Origin of the sequence: Aeromonas sp. LsrichE-8G (genome assembly GCF_022869435.1) — a bacterium.
Lineage (GTDB): Bacteria > Pseudomonadota > Gammaproteobacteria > Enterobacterales > Aeromonadaceae > Aeromonas > Aeromonas caviae.
Map to the genome: position 1 here is coordinate 1 of NZ_JALIHH010000089.1, position 15,726 is coordinate 15,726.

The 15,726-nt window shown below is 60.9% G+C and carries 13 protein-coding genes and 1 pseudogene; 3 read left to right on the plus strand and 11 right to left on the minus strand.

Annotated elements, in window-relative coordinates:
* Positions 1 to 121 (minus strand): helix-turn-helix domain-containing protein (locus MUW49_RS22090; protein WP_348521188.1); only part of this gene is annotated, 121 nt, incomplete at its 3' end.
* A 57-nt stretch (positions 122 to 178) separates the two neighbouring features.
* Between MUW49_RS22090 and tnpA the strand changes: the two genes are divergently transcribed.
* Positions 179 to 583, plus strand: coding sequence for an IS200/IS605 family transposase (tnpA, locus tag MUW49_RS13925; protein WP_119197662.1), 405 nt, complete (start codon positions 179 to 181; stop codon positions 581 to 583).
* Between the two features lie 54 nt (positions 584 to 637).
* Here the strand turns inward: tnpA and MUW49_RS22095 are convergent.
* The 6 genes and pseudogenes from MUW49_RS22095 to MUW49_RS13955 form a co-directional block, all read right to left on the minus strand.
* Positions 638 to 1,129 (minus strand): annotated as a pseudogene (locus MUW49_RS22095) (sensor histidine kinase); the annotation flags it as partial.
* A 64-nt stretch (positions 1,130 to 1,193) separates the two neighbouring features.
* Positions 1,194 to 1,481 carry a 50S ribosomal protein L25 gene (gene rplY, locus MUW49_RS13935; protein ID WP_010674717.1) on the minus strand — a complete coding sequence of 96 codons (288 nt, stop codon included), beginning with the start codon at positions 1,479 to 1,481 and terminating at the stop codon, positions 1,194 to 1,196.
* A 163-nt stretch (positions 1,482 to 1,644) separates the two neighbouring features.
* Positions 1,645 to 2,478 (minus strand): hypothetical protein, encoded by an 834-nt coding sequence (locus MUW49_RS13940; RefSeq protein ID WP_113978433.1) that lies wholly within the window; start codon positions 2,476 to 2,478, stop codon positions 1,645 to 1,647.
* A gap of 71 nt (positions 2,479 to 2,549) precedes the next feature.
* Positions 2,550 to 6,449 carry an ATP-dependent RNA helicase HrpA gene (gene hrpA / locus MUW49_RS13945; RefSeq protein ID WP_113978435.1) on the minus strand — a complete coding sequence of 1,300 codons (3,900 nt, stop codon included), beginning with the start codon at positions 6,447 to 6,449 and terminating at the stop codon, positions 2,550 to 2,552.
* 189 nt (positions 6,450 to 6,638) lie between these two features.
* On the minus strand, positions 6,639 to 7,061 hold the full coding sequence (locus MUW49_RS13950) for a CBS domain-containing protein (protein WP_010674714.1): 423 nt from the start codon (positions 7,059 to 7,061) through the stop codon (positions 6,639 to 6,641).
* An 83-nt stretch (positions 7,062 to 7,144) separates the two neighbouring features.
* Positions 7,145 to 8,215 (minus strand): transcriptional regulator, encoded by a 1,071-nt coding sequence (locus tag MUW49_RS13955; RefSeq protein ID WP_113978437.1) that lies wholly within the window; start codon positions 8,213 to 8,215, stop codon positions 7,145 to 7,147.
* Positions 8,216 to 8,621: 406 nt separating this feature from the next.
* Between MUW49_RS13955 and MUW49_RS13960 the strand changes: the two genes are divergently transcribed.
* Positions 8,622 to 9,944 carry a YjiH family protein gene (locus MUW49_RS13960; RefSeq protein ID WP_010674712.1) on the plus strand — a complete coding sequence of 441 codons (1,323 nt, stop codon included), beginning with the start codon at positions 8,622 to 8,624 and terminating at the stop codon, positions 9,942 to 9,944.
* Positions 9,945 to 10,001: 57 nt separating this feature from the next.
* Here the strand turns inward: MUW49_RS13960 and MUW49_RS13965 are convergent, their stop codons facing one another.
* Positions 10,002 to 10,883 (minus strand): pirin family protein, encoded by an 882-nt coding sequence (locus MUW49_RS13965; RefSeq protein ID WP_113978438.1) that lies wholly within the window; start codon positions 10,881 to 10,883, stop codon positions 10,002 to 10,004.
* Between the two features lie 118 nt (positions 10,884 to 11,001).
* Between MUW49_RS13965 and MUW49_RS13970 the strand changes: the two genes are divergently transcribed.
* Entirely contained in the window at positions 11,002 to 11,928 is a 927-nt protein-coding gene (locus MUW49_RS13970; RefSeq protein WP_113978440.1) for a LysR family transcriptional regulator, read from the plus strand.
* 111 nt (positions 11,929 to 12,039) lie between these two features.
* Here the strand turns inward: MUW49_RS13970 and MUW49_RS13975 are convergent, their stop codons facing one another.
* The 3 genes from MUW49_RS13975 to apt all read right to left on the minus strand — a co-directional run bounded on the left by MUW49_RS13975 (position 12,040) and on the right by apt (position 15,697).
* Complete coding sequence (locus MUW49_RS13975; RefSeq protein ID WP_005301028.1) at positions 12,040 to 12,369, minus strand: YbaB/EbfC family nucleoid-associated protein; 330 nt, start codon at positions 12,367 to 12,369, stop codon at positions 12,040 to 12,042.
* A gap of 124 nt (positions 12,370 to 12,493) precedes the next feature.
* Positions 12,494 to 14,974, minus strand: coding sequence for a DNA polymerase III subunit gamma/tau (gene dnaX / locus MUW49_RS13980; RefSeq protein ID WP_113978441.1), 2,481 nt, complete (start codon positions 14,972 to 14,974; stop codon positions 12,494 to 12,496).
* A gap of 177 nt (positions 14,975 to 15,151) precedes the next feature.
* Complete coding sequence (gene apt / locus MUW49_RS13985) at positions 15,152 to 15,697, minus strand: adenine phosphoribosyltransferase (RefSeq protein WP_010674707.1); 546 nt, start codon at positions 15,695 to 15,697, stop codon at positions 15,152 to 15,154.
* Positions 15,698 to 15,726: the final 29 nt, after the last annotated feature.

Sequence of the window (15,726 nt, forward strand, 5' to 3'; positions counted from 1 at the left end):
GCTTTGTCTCTGCCAGCCCGTGATTCCAGACATAACGAGCACAACCGCCCAACTGGCGCAGGCGTTGCGCTTGTTGGGCGGTCGGTTCGAGTCGGAACTTGTAGGCTTTCAGAATTTGCATTTATCGCTCAGTGTGTAGCATTATTACCATATCTATTAAGCCCGATTGAGTGACAGAATGCAATTCACTAAAATTAATAAATCACGCCATGCGACCTACGTTTTGCACGTACATTTGGTGTTTATCACCAAGTATCGAAAGCCGATACTGGGGGATCTGCATCACGCTTCCTTCGGTCAGTGTGCGGCAGAGGTTTGCAGAGATTTTGGTGCGGAACTGAAAGAGTGTGACGGAGAGGCTGATCATGTTCACATGCTGATAGAGTACGGCCCAACAGTGCAGCTATCGGTGCTGGTGAACTCGTTAAAGGCGGTCACATCAAGGCGACTGCGTAATGAATTTCTGGACTTGAGGGGTGCTTACAGCAAACCCGTACTCTGGTCACGCTCTTACTTTGTGGGCTCTTGCGGCGGAGCACCGTTGGAGGTGATCAAGCAATACATTCAAAACCAGCGGGGCTGACGCCCCGGCGAAATTCCCCTCCCACCTACGTCGGAGGGAGTCCCCTTTCGCATTTAAGATGGGGTTGAAGGGGCGATCGATCACCCCGTGTTCAACGTTGAGATCGAGCGGCGAGACGTAGACCCGCTCCCAGGGCAGCGCCATGGCATCGCGAAAGTAGTAACGCTCCCCCTTGTTCTGCAACTGGTCGTCCGTCACACGCCACAGATGCTGGCCCTGGCGATCGATGCGCACCCGCTCCATGCCATCCGGGGCAAGCCAACGCACCTGGGCATAGTCGGGATTGCGGTTCAGCAGGATGGTGAACTGGACGGCCAGGGTGTCACGGTCATTGCGAGCCGCCGCTTCGAGCAGGATGGGTTCTTCCGACATGCTGCGCACATGGCGCAGCGGCACCGCCAGCTCGCCGTCAAGGCGGCCGCTGGCAAGCGCCAGGAAGGTGCTCTCATCACTGCGAACGCGATAGAGCTCGCGCTCGATCAGTGCATTGCCCAGCAGATAGCTACCTGCCAGGACAAGCAGCAGAATAGGTGAAAACAGCAGGATATTGCTGTAAAAACAAAGAGGCCACCCGATTGGGTGGCCTCTTCACAGGAAAGTTCGTTGTCGATTAGACGCGAACGAAATCCAGGTGAACCAGCTTGTAGCGAACCGGGTGACGCTGGATAGCCTTCACGTTCACTTTGACTTCTTCACCGTTGATGACCAGGGTCAGCTCGGAGGAGTAGAACTCCGGCTTCTCTTGGGCCAGGATCAGCTTTTTGTGGTCCAGGGTAACGGACACGGCTTCTTTGCCTGCACCGTAAACGATGGCAGGAACCAGGTCAGCATGACGCAGGCGGCGGCTCGCACCTTTCCCCAGGTCAGAACGGACTTCAGCTTGGAATACGAAAGACATAGTGATTATCTCTTTTAAGATGAATGTATGGTGTTGACTGCGACCGGTCAGCACCTCGCAAAACGAGCGCGAATACTAGCACGGGCCCGGAGGGGATACAAGGAAAGAACCCGCGGCACTCTTCTCTAGGCAAAAGGCACTCCACCACGCCTCTCGCCATCCCCTAACGCCCCTGCTCCAGACGGGCAAACTGCTGCTGTCGCTGGGCCGGGCTCAGGGCATCGAATTGCGCCAGGGTCTGCGCTGTGGGGCAATAGAGGCGCAGCCCGGCCTGCACCTGGATCCCTTTGGCCATCCTGTCACGATTTTCCTGCACCAGCGCCAGCAGATAGCTGTAAGTATCCGAACCGCCGGCCTCTTTTGACTGAAGCTGGCTTGCGATACGCCACAGGGTCTCTCCCGCCGCCACCTGATGACAAACCCGCGATGCCTCCCCTGCCGCCGTGGCGGAAAGAGTCAGGGTCGCCTGCTCAGGGGCAGAATCTGCGGTGGCCATGGGCTGTGCATCTCCCTGTCTTGCCAAGGCCTGGATGGCGACTCCCTGCCCCCCCAGCCGTGCGAGCAAGGGCTCCCCCAGGGGCATCCGTGCCTTCCTCTCCCGAGGCAGGGAGAACTCGGCGACAAAGGCGACAGCGCCCGGGACTTCGAACGAGGGGGTCGAGGAGGCGGCTTGCAGTACTGATTGGTGGGGCGCCATGCCATAGGCCATCTCATCGATGCGCTTTAGCCTGGCCAGGTAAGCCTTGGAGAGCTGGGCCTCCCCTTCGAACAGATCGAAGGGGGGCACCAGCCGGGCAGGAAAGAGGATCTGCCAGCGGCCGTTCTTCTTTCTCTGTTCAAGAGGGGGAAACTGATTGCCCCGCCAGGCCGCAAAAATGGGCGGCACGGGGCGCTGCACCGGATAGTACTCCGGGTTGAGCTGCACCCAGGTTTGTTCCGCAATGGGTTGATACCCGCTGATGTTGACCAGTGCCACCCCCAACCAGATCCCCAGCATATGACGGCCTCCCTTCCCTTTGGCGTCCCGTTGCTTTCACACTATGGCTCAGAAAACAGATAGATAGCAGCTTAGCACTGGGCAATGGCGCTCTGCACCCGTTTATCCGAGATGGGGTATGGCGTCCCCAGTTGCTGGGCGAAGAAGGAGACTCGCAGCTCCTCGATCATCCAGCGAATATTGGCCACCTCGGTGGGAATAAGCTGGGATTTGGGGATCTTGGCCAGCAGCGCCTTGTACTCCGACTCCACGCTGTGCACCTTGAGCATGTAGACCCGATCCCGGTTGGGATCGATGGCGAGCTTCTCGAGACGACGCTCGATGGCCCGCAGGTAGCGCAGCAAGTCAGGCAGCCGCTGCCAGCCGGTCTCGGTGACAAAGCCCTTGTGGATTAGGTTGCCGAGCTGCTGCTGGATGTCGGACATGGCAAAGGCGGTGTCGAGCTGCATCTTGCCCTTGAGCCGCTTCTTGATCTCGTGGGATAGCGTCAGCACGCCTTCCACCTGCTTGGCCACCTCCACCACCGCATCGTTGAGCTCGGCGCGGACAAACTCCTTGAGCGCCTCGAAACCGGCCTCGTCCCAGGCCATGCCGCCGTGCTGCTCAATCAGCTTGTCACAGCCGCAGGCGATGCAGTCATCGATAAGCTCGGCCACCTTGCCAAACGGGTTGAAATAGAGCCCGAGCTTGGCCTTGTTGGGCAGCTTTTCCTGCAGGTACTTGATGGGAGATGGCACGTTGAGCAGCACCAGCCGACGCTGGCCAGCCCACATCAGCTGCTGCTGCACCACAGGACTTTCCACCAGCTGGATGGCGACCGAATCCTTCTGATCCACCAGGGCCGGATAGGCTTTCACCTCGAAACCGCCCCGCTTCTGACTGTACTCCTGGGGCAACTCGCCAAAGCTCCACAGGGTGAGGCCAGACTGCTCGATGTCATCGTCCGCCACTTGTGACAGGGTCTCCTGCACCTTGCCACGCAGGGACTCTTTCAAGGCCTCCAGATCCTTGCCTTCCGCCACCTTCTTGTGTTTGTCGTCCACCACCCGGAAGGTGAGTTTCAGGTGATCGGGCACCGCAGCCCAGTCCCAGGATTCACGGGGCACGGTCACACCGGTCATGCGGCGCAGCTGGCGCTCCATCTCGTCCAAGAGCGGCCCCTGTTCAGGGTTGATGCTGGCGAGCAGCGCATCGGCATAATTGGGGGCCGGCACGAAGTTCTTGCGCATCGGTTTTGGCATCGACTTGATGAGGGCGACCAACAGCTCGTGACGAAGCCCCGGGATCAACCACTCGAACCCCTTCACCTCCACCTGATTCAGGAGCGGCAGCGGGATATGCAGGGTCACGCCATCGGCGGCCTCCCCCGGCTCGAACTGATAGGTTAGCTTGAGCTTGAGACGCCCCTGCTGCCAGAAGTTGGGGTAGTCGAGATCGCTGATGTGGGCCGCGTCCCCCTTCATCAACATCTCTTTTTCGAAGTTGAGCAGCTCGGCGTCCTGCTTTTGCGCCTCCTTCCACCACTTGTCGAAGTGACGGCTTGATATCACCTCCTCCGGCAAACGGGCATCGTAGAAGCGGAACAAGTCCTCGTCATCCACCAGGATGTCGCGACGCCGCGACTTGTGCTCCAGCGCCTCTACCTCGGCCAGGAGCTTGCGGTTATCGCTGAAGAAACGGTGACGGGTCTCGAAATCCCCCTCCACCAGCGCGCGGCGGATGAAGAGCTCGCGGCACAGGGCCGGATCGATGCGGCTGAAGTTGATGGTGCGCTCGTTGACCAAAGTCAGACCATAGAGGGTCACCTTCTCCTTGGCCATCACGGCGCCGTTTTTCTTCGACCAGTGAGGGTCGCTGTGGTGCAGCTTGATGAGGTGACCTGCCAGCGGCTCCACCCACTCCGGTTCAATCTTGGCGTTGATGCGGGCGTAGAGGCGCGAGGTCTCCACCAATTCTGCGGCCATCACCCACTTGGGCGGTTTCTTGAACAGACCCGAGGCCGGGAAGAGGTGGAAACGGCCATTGCGGGCGCCGAGGAACTCGGGCTTCTCCAGATCCTTGTTGCCGATATGGCTCAAGAGGCCGGTCAGCAGGGCGCAGTGCACCGTCTTGAAATCTGCCGGTTCCTGATTGGCTTTAAAACCCAGCTCCTTGACCGTCTGACGCAGCTGGAAGTGAATGTCCTGCCACTCGCGCACCCGCAGGTAGGAGAGAAACTCCTTCTGGCACATGCGGCGAAACGGGTTGCTGCCAAGGGCATCCTGCTGCTCTTTCAGATAGTTCCAGAGGTTAACAAAAGCGAGGAAGTCGGAATCCTTGTCTTCAAAGCGTCTGTGCTGCTCGTCGGCGGCCTGCTTTTTCTCCATGGGCCGCTCGCGGGGATCCTGAATGCTGAGGGCGGCGGTGATCACCATCACCTCACTCAGGCAGCCGGTCTGCGCCGCACTGATCACCATCTTCGCCAGACGCGGATCAAGGGGAATGCGCGAGAGCTGGCGACCGATCTCGGTCAGCTGCAGTTTGGCTTCGCGATCGCCGGTGGCGGGCAGCTCGCGCACCGCCTCCAGCTCTTTCAAGAGGGTCAGACCGTCCTTGATATGGCGCGACTCGGGTGGCTCGACGAAGGGGAACGCCTCCATATTGCCAAGGCCGAGCGCCAGCATCTGCAGGATGACCGATGCCAGGTTGGTGCGCAGGATCTCGGGGTCGGTAAAGGCGGGGCGGCTATTGAAATCCTCCTCCGAGTAGAGACGGATACAGATACCGTCCGCCACCCGACCGCAACGCCCTTTACGCTGGTTGGCGCTGGCCTGGGAGACCGGCTCGATGGGCAGGCGCTGCACCTTGGTGCGCCAGGAATAGCGGCTGATGCGGGCGGTGCCCGGATCGATGACGTAGCGAATGCCCGGCACCGTCAGCGAGGTCTCCGCCACGTTGGTAGCAAGCACGATACGCCGTCCGGCATGTTGCTGGAATACCTTGTTCTGCTCGGCGTTGGAGAGGCGGGCGTAGAGCGGCAGCACCTCGGTGTCGCGCAGATTGAGCTTGCGCAGGGCATCGGCGGTATCGCGGATCTCCCGCTCGCCGTTCATGAAGATGAGGATGTCCCCCAGCCCTTCGCGGGCCAGCTCTTCCACCGCATCGAAGATCCCCTGCAGTTCGTCGCGCTCCTCCAGCCCTTCGCTTTTATCACTGACGAGCGGGCGGTAGCGCACCTCCACCGGATAAGTGCGGCCAGAGACCTCGATCACCGGCGCCTTGTTGAAATGACGGGAGAAGCGCTGCGGGTCGATAGTGGCCGAGGTGATGATCACCTTGAGATCGGGGCGCTTGGGCAGCAGCTGTTTGAGATAGCCCAGAATGAAGTCGATGTTGAGGCTGCGCTCGTGGGCCTCATCGATGATGATGGTGTCGTACTGGGTGAGCATCCGGTCGTTCTGGATCTCCGCCAGCAGGATACCGTCGGTCATCAGCTTGATGTGGGTATGCTCGCTCACCTGATCGGTAAAGCGCACCTTGTAACCCACGTAGTGGCCAAGCTCGGACTCCATCTCCTCGGCGATGCGGGCTGCGACGGTACGGGCCGCCAGACGGCGCGGCTGGGTGTGGCCGATGAAGCCCTTGACCCCACGCCCGAGCGCCAGACAGATCTTGGGGATCTGGGTGGTTTTGCCCGAACCGGTTTCGCCGGCGATGATCACCACTTGATGCTCTTCAATGGCTTTGGCGATCTCCCCCTGCTTCTGGCTGACTGGCAGATTGTCCGGATAGGTGACCTTGGGCACGCCCGCCAGACGGGACTGGTAGCGCGCCTGTGCCACATCCAGGTCAGCGGCGATGGTCTCGAGCACGGCAGCCTGCTTGGCTTCCGGCAGCTTCTTGACCCCGTGCAGTCGACTGGAGAGACGGCGGGCGTCGAGATTCATGCAGGCGGTAAGACGGCGGCGCAGCGCCTCGATAGAGAGAGACAAGGTACGAATTCCTTAAAAGAGTGCCCATCAAGGGCCATATCGATAGCTGGAGGAGATCCTAAAGAGCGAGGCTGGGCGGTGCAAGCCTTAAAGCGCCGCGCCAGCACATCAAGCCGGAGGCGTCATGACCGTCACGGATGAAAAGAGCAGGCCGGAGCCTGCTCTTTGAAAACAACCAGACAACACCGTTCAGACTCTGGCCTGATGCACGAAACAGGTGCCAAGCTGGGCGTGGATGGCCTGCATCACATTGTGGCGGTTGATGACCCCGAGCAGGCGCCCCTCCTCCACCACAGGATAGATCTTGGGCTTTTGACCCATCATCATCTCCGCCAGATCCAGGATGCTGGTGTCGGGGCCGACTGCCAGCACCTCCTTGCGCATCACATCCCTGACCTGGGCCACCTGTTCACAGTGGTAGGCCTCTTTCAACATGACGGCGATGCAATCCTGCTCGGAGACCCAGCCAATCAGATGTCCCTGGCTGTCCACTACGGGGCCGCCCAACTGATGACTGTTGAGAAATTTTTCCACCGCCGCCTGTACCATCATCTCTGCGCTGAAGGTGATGGGCTTGGTCTGCATGTAGTCCTTTGCCTTGAGTGATTCCATGACGCTTTCCCCCAACGAGCCTCCCGAGGGGAGGCAAGAGCCGGGCACTATGTCCGGCTCACTCCAAGCATAGTCCGCATGGATCAGGAGATGGATTGCAGCAAGAGCAAGAGCTCGTTCTGGCTGTGGCAGTCGGTCTTCTTGAACACCCCTTTCAGGGTGGAGCGCACGGTTTCCACCTTGACACCGCGCAGCTCCGCGATGTCGTTGCTGCTGTAACCCTTGCTCATCAGTACCAGCAGCTCCTTCTCGCCGATGGTGAGGGGATAGAGGCTGGCCAGCGCTTCGATGTCGGGGTTGAAGGCGTGCTCGGGGTCACGCAGCACCACTTCCACATAGCGTTCAAAGCGGCTGAGTCCGCTCATCAGGGTGCATTGGACCAGCAGCGGGCGCAGGTTAGGCTGACGGGGAATGGACATATAGGCGCTGGCGCCGGGCAGCAAATAGGCAAAGCCATTGAGGATCTCCTTGAGCTGGCGTTGCTGCTCCTTATTCTGCAAAGATAAAATGCCATTGATGGCCCGCAATTCCACATTTTCATCGGCGATACGGTTGAAGGCCACATTGGAATAATGAATATGCCCCTTGTCGTCTATGATGGCGCTGGGCTTATTATGGTTTTTCACCAGCTGTTGCAACTGATAGTTCTGGGTTTCCAGGGCCAGCAAGTTCCAATAATGGTGGCTCCAGGCCGCCAGTCCGGAATAGATTTCAGAGAGCGAGGTGAGGTCGCGACTACTGAAATCATCTTGCGCTGCACCACGGTAACTGCACAGGCTGCTCAGCCCACGCCCTTTCACCTGGCAGACGCCGCCGGCGGCGAATTGGGCGCCGAAACTTGCCAGCAGGCCCACCGAGCTTGAAATGCTGTTGGCGCTGACAATCCCCTTGCACCCTTTATCCAAGTAATGGTTGAACCACACATCCTGGCGATGATGTTGCAGGTAAAACTGCTGCTGGGCCTCGGTCAGACCGCTGGAAAAAAGCTTTATTCCGTCGCTCTTGTCATCATCCCGCAATAAAAACAGGGATGAACTACAGGAAACGTCGGCGCGAAATTGGTCCACGACGAGCTTAATGTCAGAATCATTAATACCGCACTCGTATAACTGGCTGATATAGGGCGATATCCTTTCTTTCTCTAATGCCTTCACACCCGAACTCCTAATTCTTATTTTTATTGAAGAGGCATCTTACTCTGCAATGGGATAGTCGAAAAGTAGTCAAATGAACAAAGGGTTTATGATTTATTCATAAATAGTCATGAATATAGGCTCATGAATGAATATGGCCAAAAAGGGTAAATAGCCGCTCATGTTTTTCCTGGCGCTGGTCGCTTACCTCCCTGTTTTACCTCTTGATGTCTCACCACCCACTCGCCATCCCGGCCCCTCTTCCCCCCAAGATCACGCTTTTCAACATTGGGGTCATCTGCATCCACACCGATTCACATGTTGCATTTTGGTGACTTTGGTGTTTCCATTTTGAGCGCCGGACGATATTGTATATACAAATCATCCCCTCAACGGAATTGAACCATGCGGACCACAAGGAGAGAAAATGGAACCTGAACACACGCTCACTGCACCGGCAGGATCAGGGGCCGGCATCAAGCTGCTGTTGGCCAGCCTGCTTGGCATCGCCATCTTTTTTGTTCCCTTCGAGCTTGGCGGGCGCAGCACCATAGTGGTGGATCACCTGGCCGGCTTTCTGATTGCCCAGCGCCCCCTTGCCCTGACCCTCATTCTCTTGCTCATCGCCTATGGCGCCATCACCCCCTTGCTGGATGGCCGCTGGCGCGCCCGTCCCATCGACAGGGTATTGAGCCTGTTCAAGCTGCTCGGACTGGCCCTGGCCATTTTGTATGTCACAGACTGGGGCCCTGCCTGGTTGATGACCCCGGATCGCCTCCCCTTCCTGTTCGACAAACTGGCAATGTCAGTGGGTCTCATCGTGCCTATCGGCGCCATGGCCCTGACCTTCCTGCTCGGTTTCGGCCTGCTGGAATTCATCGGGGTGCTGATGCAACCCGTGATGCGCCCCCTGTGGCGCACGCCGGGTCACTCCGCTATCGATGCGGTCGCCTCTTTCGTCGGCAGCTACTCGGTGGGCCTGCTCATCACCAACCGAGTCTTCCTCGCGGGCAAGTACACGGTGCGAGAAGCCGTCATCATCGCCACCGGCTTCTCCACCGTCTCGGCCGCCTTCATGATCATCGTGGCCAAGACCCTCAACCTGATGGGACACTGGAACTTCTACTTCTGGTCCACCCTAGTGATCACTTTCGTCATCACCGCCATCCTGGCGCGTGTTCCTCCCATCAGTCGCCTGGCTCACCATGGCGAGACCGACGAGCCGCTACCGGCTGGCATGAGCCGCTGGCAGGCAGCCCTCACCTGCGGCCTGACCCAGTCCCACCAGGCCGATCCCCTGCTGCGGCAATTGAAGGACAACCTCAGGGACGGTCTTCACATGGCCGCTGCCGTGGTGCCCACCATACTGTCCGTCGGTCTGCTGGGCCTGCTGCTGGCAAAGCACACCCCCCTGTTCGATCTGCTGGGCTGGCTGCTCTGGCCACTGACCTGGCTGCTGGATCTCGGCGAGCCGCTCGCCACCGCCAAGGCCCTCTCGGCCGGTCTGGCCGAGATGTTCCTGCCCGCCATCCTGCTCAAGGATGCCGACCTGCTGGTGCGCTATGTCGCGGCCGTGGTTTCGGTCAGCTCGGTGCTCTTCTTCTCTGCCTCCATCCCCTGCATCCTGGCCACCCGGATCCCGGTGAGCGTGGGACAGCTGGTGGTGATCTGGCTGCTGCGCACCCTGCTTGGCATCCTGCTGGCCGCCTTGTGCGGCAGGCTGGCGCTGGCCCTCGGCTGGCTCGGTTGACCAGGGCTCATAAAAAAACAAAGCGCCATCAGGCGCTTTGTTTTTATCAGGATTGTCTCAGGGGGCGATGACGGCGAACCGGCCGCTGTTGAAATCATCTATCGCCTGATGGATCTCTGCCTCGCTGTTCATGACAAAGGGGCCATAACCCACGATGGGTTCATCGATGGGCTCGCCACTCAGCAGCAACAAGCTGGCCTCGCCCTCCGCCTCCAGCATGAACTCCTCCCCGTTGGGATCGAGCAGCACCAGTTGTGCTTCGCCCGCGCGCTCCTGACCGTTGATAATGAGAGAGCCCTTGAGCACCACCAAGGCGCTGTTCCATCCCGCTACCGCCGGCAGCACCACGCTGGCCCCGCCCTTGAGCCGCAGATCCCAGATGTTCATGGGCGAGAAGGTTCGGGCTGGCCCCTCTACCTCGCCTTGTTGCAACCCGGCATCGTTCCCGGCGATGATGCGCACCCGCACATCGCCCTCCTTGAGGCTCAGTTGCGGGATGCTGTCGCTGGTGATGCCCTGATAACCGGGCGTCGACATCTTGTGTTTGGCGGGCAGGTTGACCCACAGCTGCACCATGTCGAGGGTGCCACCACGACGGGTGAACCCCTGGGAGTGGAACTCGTCGTGCATGATGCCGGCGGCGGCCGTCATCCACTGCACGTCTCCCGGACCGATGATCCCCCCCTGGCCGGTCGAGTCGCGATGGGCGACCTCCCCTTCATAGACGATGGTGACCGTCTCAAAACCACGGTGCGGGTGTTCCCCCACGCCCCTGGCATGATCGGCGGGCTCGAAATGTGCCGGGCCAGCCCTGTCCAGCATCAGGAAAGGGCTCAAGGCGCGGCCATGGGTCTGATACGAGAACAGCGAGCGAACCGGGAATCCGTCGCCGACCCAGTGTTGTCGAGGGGCGCTGTAAATACCGATGACTCTTTTCATGATGCTCTCCTGGGTGATCGTCACGGGATGTGCCGTTGCTCGCATTGTGAGTCTGGAACGCTGCGTCCGGTAGACGTAAAATTGGCCATCAGCGTCCTATTTTGTGAACGATAAACCCATGCAACAGGATCTCAACGACCTCTATTTCTATGTCCAGGTGGTGGATCACGGGGGCTTTGCCCAGGCCGGCAGGGCCCTCGGCATGCCAAAATCGCGGCTCAGCCGCCGCATCGTCATGCTGGAGGAGCGACTCGGAGTGCGCCTTATCCAGCGTTCCACCCGCAGCTTCACCGTCACCGAACTCGGGCAGGCTTATTACACCCGTTGCCGGGCCATGCTGGTGGAAGCCGATGCGGCGCAGGATCTCATCGCCGCGACCCAGAGCGAGCCTTGCGGTCTGGTTCGCATCGCCTGCCCCATCGATCTGCTGCACGCCCACGTAGGGAGGATGCTGGTCTCCTTCGCCCTGGCCCATCCCAGCGTCAAGGTGCAACTCGTCGGGGTCAACCGGGCGGTGGATTTGGTCGCGGAGGGGTTGGACATGGCGCTCAGGGTGCGACCACTGCCCCTGGAGGACAGCGATCTCGCCATGCGGGTGCTGGGTTATGCGACCCAGTGTCTGGTGGCAAGTCCGGCCCTTGTCGCGTCACTCGGCATGCCCCGGGCCCCCGCAGATCTGCTGTCATGGCCGAGCCTCGGTCACGGCGCCAGCCTGGAAGGCCATCACTGGACCCTGCTGGGCCCCGATGGTGCCCGAGTCAAACAGCACCACAGCCCCCGCTTTGCCACCACCGACATGCAGACATTGCGTCAGGGGGCGATCGACGGGCTCGGGGTCGTGCAACTGCCCACCATGATGATGAATGAGCCCCTGGCCGATGGCCGGCTGGTGCGTCTGCTCCCCGACTGGGCACCGCGCCAGGAGGTGATCCACGCGGTCTTCCCCTCACGCCGCGGTCTGCTGCCTGCCATCCGCGCCCTCATCGATCATCTGGTCGAGGGCTTCTCCCCCCTGGGGCAGGCAAGTACGCAGCTCCCGCCATGATCTGTGCATGGCCGTTCCCGGGGGTGCCAACATGCAAAAGGCCAGAGCTTGGCTCTGGCCTTTTCATTTTTCCCCTTCTCAGAGGAGGAGAAACGCATACGGGCAGGATCCTCAGAAGGGCATTTTGAAGCCCGGGGGCAATTGCATGCCGCCGGTCAGCTCGCCCATCTTGGCCTTGTTCTGCTCTTCCACGCGGCGCACGGCGTCATTGACGGCGGCGGCGACCAGATCTTCCAGCATCTCCTTGTCATCTTCCATCAGGCTGGGATCGATCTCGATACGACGCACGCTGTGGCTGCCGGCCATGGTCACCTTGACCATGCCTGCACCCGCCTCACCGACCACTTCCATCTGGGCCAGCTGCTCTTGCATCTTCTGCATGCGCTCTTGCATCTGTTGGGCCTGTTTCATCAGGTTACCCATTCCACCTTTACCAAACATAGATCGTCTCTCGTCTTGAAATCCGGCATCCAGCGCCGGGCTGTGGGTTCATCTGCCCTAAGTGGGGGCAGCCAAAGGTCTTTTCAACCGGGGACAAACCCCGGCACGGTTTTTTCACCGCAACTCAGCGACTCAGGGGTTCGATGCTCTCGGGATGGAGCACGGCGCCGAAACGCTGCAGCAAGAATTGTACGTTGGGATCCGCCGCCAGATCCCGGCTCACCTGTTCACGCACCCCGAGATAGAGACGATGCTCTATCTCGAGCGGCGTCTCCCGCGCGGGATCCGAGCCCAGGGTCACATCGATGTGAACCGGGCCGCCCAGCTCGGGACCGATGATCTCGGCCAGATCGGCGCGGGCCTTGTCGCTCACCAGATGGCGCTGCTCGGGTTTGAGCAGCAGGGAGACCCGATTGCCTTCCCGGGTCATCACCGCGTTGATGGCCAGTTGACGCAGCCGACCACCCACCCCGGTGCGGGCGATGAGCTCGGCCCAGGCGTCCCCGCAATTGACCAGCAAGGACGAGGGGATCAGACGGGCGACCTCCCCCTCCTCTTCGGGCTGGGCGTCGCTCTCCAGGGCATCCCAGTCGATAGTCTCCATCAACGCAATGGCGGGCTGAGGCTCGCTGGCGGCCACTGGAGGCGCGGCAGACACCATAGCGGCAACCGCAGGTGCCGCCGTATCCGCGCTGCCGACGTCAGCGCCCAGATCCCAGGGCGGCAGATCCTCCTGCGAAGGAGATGCCATGGTGGCGGGAGCTGGCTGGGCGGAAGTCACTGCCCGCGTGGGCAACGGGGCACTGGCAAACCCCTCGTCAAACCCCTGATTCAGATACTCTTCGTAGTCACTGGCCCCCTCTTCATAGGCATCCAGAGGGGGCAGGTCGTCATACCCCGTTTGCATGGCAGATCCCTGCCCCGGCATCTCGGGCCGCGCCGCTGGTTGCACCTCGGCCTGGGGCGAATTCGCGACGGCAGGCATCGGGGCCGGTTTGGTCGCGGCCACCGGTTTGACGGGAGTGACTCGGGGGGGCGCGGCGTTTGCACTCTGCTCGCCACGCAGGCGGCTTCGCAGCAGATTGCGCTTGCCAAGCAGGCTCTGCATGCTGGAGGTCGAAGAGATGGCGACGTCTTCCCCTTGGACCTCAACCTGCTGCGTCTGCCCGGCGTCATCCGCCGCCAACGGCGCAGAGGCTGGCTCTGCTGCAGGCGGACTGGCGGGCACCACGGCCTCGTAGCCCATCCGTTCGGCCTCACGCAGCAGCTCATCCTGCTCGGCAAAGAGCGGATCCAGCACTGCGCCCTCCTCCGCCTTGGGTGCGGGGGCGACGTGCTCGGCCTCAAGGACCGATGCTGGCGCGGCGGGAGCCTGTGGTGCTGCGCTGGCAGCCGGGGCCGGCTCAGCCCCCTGGGGCTTTCCCGGCAGGAGCGGCGCGCTTTCCCTCGCAGCCGCCATCACGCCGGAGTGCCCTGTCATGAGAGGTTGGGCCGCCAGGTTGGCGGGATGGACCACCTCGCGCCGGGGAGAGAAGGCCAGCATCCGCAGACAGGTCATCTCCAGTGCGGTGCGCCCGTCAGGGGCCCAGGGCAGATCCTTGCGCCCCCCCAGCACGATTTGATAGCAGAGCTGCACCTCTTCCGGGCTCATGGCTCCGGCGAGCTGCAGCAAGGCATCGGCATCCGCCCCCTGCTCCTGCACGCTCGCAGGCAGCAGTTGCGCCATGGCCACCCGGTGGAGCAAGGCTTCCAGCTCGGCGTGAAGCTGATCGAAATCCGGCCCCAGGGTAGCAATCTCGGTGATCTTGGCCATGGTAGCGGGTGCATCCTGGCGCAGCACTGCCTCCAGCAACTGGTGCAGGTGGTGATGATCGAGGGTCCCCAGCATGGCGAGCACGCTCTCCAGGCGCACGCTGCCGTTGCCGTGGGCCAATGCCTGATCGGTGAGGCTCAGGGCATCGCGCATGCTGCCATCGGCCGCCTTGGCCAGGGCCAGCAGGGCGCGAGGCTCGAAGGGTTGTCCCTCCTGATCCAGCACCCATTCGAGCTGCCTGGCAATCTGGGTCTGATCCAGACTCTTCAGATGAAACTGCAGGCAGCGCGAGAGGATGGTGATGGGGAGCTTCTGCGGATCCGTGGTGGCCAGCAGGAATTTCACATAGGGGGGCGGCTCTTCCAGGGTTTTGAGCAGCGCATTGAAGCTGTGGCGCGACAGCATATGCACTTCATCGATGAGGTACACCTTGAAACGACCACGGGCCGGACGGTACTGGACGTTGTCGAGCAGTTCGCGGGTGTCTTCCACCTTGGTGCGGGACGCCGCATCGATTTCCAGCAGATCGACGAAATTGCCCTGATCGATCTCGCGGCAGGTATCGCACACACCGCACGGATGGCTGCTGATCCCCTGCTCGCAGTTGAGGCTCTTGGCCAGAATGCGGGCGATGGTGGTCTTGCCCACCCCGCGGGTCCCGCTCAGCAGGTAGGCATGGTGAAGCCGTCCCTGATCCAGGGCATTGGTCAGGGCAGTCAGCACATGTTGCTGGCCGACCACTTGTTCAAACGTATGGGGGCGCCATTTGCGCGCCAAAACCTGATAGCTCATAGATCTCGATGCTGGGAAACGAGGCATTGAGGCTGGATGCTAACACAAATGGAGGGCTGGCTGTATGGGGGATGCGCCGCCTTGGGAGGGATCGCTTGAATTTCAAACCGGTGCCCGTTCAGGCACCGGTTTGCGGCAGAAAGCAGGGTGACGAGGCCTGCCGCGCGAAGGGGCGATTTACGCCCCCGCGAGTTCCACCAGAGAGACCACCTTGACGCCGGCGGCGGTCAGGCGGGCATCACCGCCCAGGGACGGCAGGGAGATGATGAAGGCGGCATCCGCTACCTCACCGCCGGCGCGGCGGATGAGCTTGACGGTGGCATCGACGGTGCCGCCGGTGGCCAGCAGATCGTCCACCACCAGCACCTTGTCACCGGGCACGATGGCATCGGTGTGCAGTTGCAGGGTGTCGGTGCCGTACTCCAGGGCGTAGGACTCCTCGATGACGGCGCGGGGCAGCTTGCCCGGCTTGCGCACCGGCACGAACCCCAGCCCCATGGCGTAGGCAACCGGGGCGCCGAAGATGAAGCCACGGGCCTCGGTGCCGACAATCTTGGTGATGCCTTGATCACGGTAATGATCGGCCAGCAGATCGATGGTGGCCTTGAAGGCCTCGGCATTCTCGATCAGGCTGGTGATGTCGCGAAACAGAATGCCCGGCTTCGGATAGTCGGGAATGGTCTTGATGCTCGCTTCGATAAACTTCAGGGTTTCCGGATTCATTATTTGACCGCTTATTTTTTGAGCCCTGC